The organism is Candidatus Accumulibacter cognatus (assembly GCF_000584975.1).
Classification (GTDB): Bacteria; Pseudomonadota; Gammaproteobacteria; order Burkholderiales; family Rhodocyclaceae; genus Accumulibacter; species Accumulibacter cognatus.
Window position 1 is genome coordinate 1 of the sequence record NZ_JDST02000145.1, and the last position, 2209, is coordinate 2209.

Annotated in this window: 4 protein-coding genes; all 4 read right to left on the reverse strand. The window is 60.8% G+C overall.

What is annotated here, in order from left to right:
* Window positions 1-484, reverse strand: a 484-nt coding sequence (locus AW06_RS19410; RefSeq protein WP_034953792.1) for a DUF3382 domain-containing protein, incomplete at its 3' end; no start/stop codon positions are given.
* Window positions 484-1398 carry a branched-chain amino acid ABC transporter permease gene (locus AW06_RS19415; protein ID WP_034953794.1) on the reverse strand — a complete coding sequence of 305 codons (915 nt, stop codon included), beginning with the start codon at window positions 1396-1398 and terminating at the stop codon, window positions 484-486. The genes AW06_RS19415 and AW06_RS19410, both read right to left, overlap by 1 nt.
* Before the next feature lie 85 nt (window positions 1399-1483).
* A complete protein-coding gene (locus tag AW06_RS21385) occupies window positions 1484-1678 on the reverse strand; it encodes a type II toxin-antitoxin system HicA family toxin (RefSeq protein WP_138678980.1) in 195 nt (64 codons plus the stop codon).
* Entirely contained in the window at window positions 1675-1887 is a 213-nt protein-coding gene (locus tag AW06_RS19420) for a hypothetical protein (RefSeq protein ID WP_034953797.1), read from the reverse strand. The genes AW06_RS21385 and AW06_RS19420 overlap by 4 nt, the downstream gene beginning before the upstream one ends.
* Between the last annotated feature and the right edge of the window lie 322 nt (window positions 1888-2209).

Here is a 2209-nt window from a genome sequence, read left to right on the forward strand (position 1 = left end):
TGTTACCTATTTCAGTATAGCCGAGATCGAGCAGGCCGGCCAGACCGACGACGACGTTCAGGCCCCAGCCGAGCATCACGTAGATCAGCACCGTGGTCGCGGTATCGACGACGTAGCGGTTCTCGGAAAAAACGATCGGCAGCACCAGCGAAACGCCGAGTGCGATCCAGCCGACCCAGGTCAGCAGCGGGCTGCTCGCCAGGCGGCGCCCGCTGACCGCCTCTACGGCCTGTTCGCGTATTTGCCGGCGTGCCCGCAGGTGGTCGAGGGCATAGCGCAGCAGCAGGCGGCCGGCGAAGCATACGGCGACGAATGAACATAGCGCCGGCCAGCGGGTGGTGATGCGTAGCGCGCCACCCTGGTCGACGGTGCTCAGGCCGATCATCGGGATGCCGAGCAGCAGGGCGATCAGGGCCAGCGCCGCGGCGTCCTTGAGGCGCTCGGCCGGGGTGACGCCGGGGTGGGCGAGAACGAGTGTTGCCATCAGACTTTCTCCACTTCAGGACGGCCGAGCAGGCCGGAAGGGCGGAACATCAGCACCAGGATGAGGATGCTGAAGGTGGCCACATCCTTGTACTCGGCCGACAGGTAAGCGGCCCAGAACGCTTCGATCAGGCCGATCAGGAGGCCGCCGAGCATCGCTCCCGGCAGCGAGCCGATGCCGCCGAGGACGGCGGCGGTAAAGGCCTTGATGCCGGCGACGAAGCCGATGAAGAAATCGACGACGCCGTAATAGACCGTGACCATCACGCCGGCGACGGCGGCGAGCGCCGCGCCGAGCATGAAGGTCAGCGAGATCGTGCGGTCGACGTTGATCCCGAGCAGCGCGGTCATCGTCCGGTCCTGCTCGCACGAGCGTTGCTGGCGGCCGAAGGAAGTCTGGGTGATCAGGTAGGTGAAGCCGGCCATCAGCGCGACGGTGACGAAAACGATCAGGATCTGCGAGTAGGCGAGGCGGACGGTGAAGCCGTCGACCGTCAGCAGATCGATGCCGCCGACGAGAACCGGCGCGATCGGCTTGACGCGTGCCCCTTGTGTCAGTTGCACCATGTTCTGCAGGAAGATCGACATGCCGATCGCCGAGATCAGCGGCGCCAGTCGCGTCGAACCGCGCAGCGGCCGGTAGGCGATGCGTTCGACCGTCCAGCCATAGACCGAGGTGAACAGCACGGCGACCAGCAGCACCAGCAGCAGCGAGAGCGGGATTGAACTGATCCCGAAGCTGGCCAGCATCGTGAACACGGTCACGGCGATGAAGGCGCTGACCATGTAGATGTCGCCGTGCGCGAAATTGATCATCCCGATGATGCCGTAGACCATCGTGTAGCCGATGGCGATCAGGCCATAGACCGCCCCCAGGGTCAGTCCGTTGATCAGTTGCTGAAGTGCGAGAGCCATGGTCCTCCTCCTTGTTGCCTGCGTGAAACGCAGGGCTCAGCGGTGCGGACGGCATGCCTGCCAGGTGTCCGCGTCAAGCACATTGTCAAAACTTTGTTGGCTCCGGGATGCCGAGGTCACGGCAAATCTTGATTGCCAAGAGGTTGCTGATCTCGTTGTGCCTTGGAACTGCGCTTCGCCTGTTTGTGCTTACGTTGCACCACCAGGAATGACTACCGCCCTCGCGCAGCAATGCGCATTCATGCGCCATGAGGTGTGACAGCAAGTCACGCCGTTTCATAGAGCAATTGGCAATTCTTCAAACCTTTTGCCAGCCGCATCGAGTGCCTCTGCGCGATTGAAGTCAATGGCTTCGATCAATGTCTCGCGTAGTGACTGTAACAACGCTTCGCGCGAAGATTCCTGACAATTTACGCCAGGCACTTCTTCTATCCAGCCGATCCACCAGTCGGCATCCTGCTTGATTACTGCGGTGTAGCTTCGGTTCATGGTGCGTTCTCCTTTACCCCCCAGGGTCAGTCCGTTGATCAGTTGCTAAAGTGCGAGAGCCATGGTCCTCCTTCCTTGTTGCGTGCGATGTGACCGCAGGTCACGCGGCTTTACTGGGCTATCGGCAACTCGATCAGGAATACTTCGTCTCCCGGGACAGCTACAATAGCCCCTGTGCGGAGTTGTACTAAACGCTTCTTGGCCACTAATGCCCATTTCTTATCAATACCTGGTTCCGGTGGACTAAGGTGATCTCCACAAATCATTATACCAAGCAAGCCGGTCGGATCAAGATGTCACACTTGGGTAGAAGCGGGTTTCG